Raw genomic sequence first — 384 nt, forward strand, 5'->3', positions numbered from 1 at the left:
TTACAAAGCTGAACGGTCTGGACAGTCCAAGAAAGCAAGGCATCTTCAAAGACTCCTGAGTAAGTCCTATTACGCGAGGCTCCTAGCGGTAAGGAAAGTAAGCCAAGACAATCAAGGGAAAAAGACAGCCGGGGTAGATGGAGTAAAATCTCTTAGTCCTAAACAATGGTTTGACTTAACTCAAAAACTAGGGAAGAAATCCAAAGCCCGCTCCTTACGCAGAGTATGGATTCCAAAGCCAGGTCGCGATGAAAAGTGTCCTCTAGGGATTCCGACGATAAAGGACAGAGCTGAGCAAGCTTTGGTAAAACTGGCACTAGAACCCCAATGGGAAGCCCGATTTGAGGCAGACTCATACGGATTTAGGCCAGGAAGGTCAGCGCA

At 47.4% G+C, this 384-nt stretch carries 1 protein-coding gene; it reads left to right on the top strand.

The window, feature by feature from the left end; genetic code table 11:
* The coding region (locus tag AC0QH1_RS17035; RefSeq protein ID WP_324632427.1) for a reverse transcriptase N-terminal domain-containing protein at positions 1-384 on the top strand (384 nt) is incomplete at both ends.

It is taken from the genome of Phormidium sp. CCY1219, assembly GCF_055795085.1.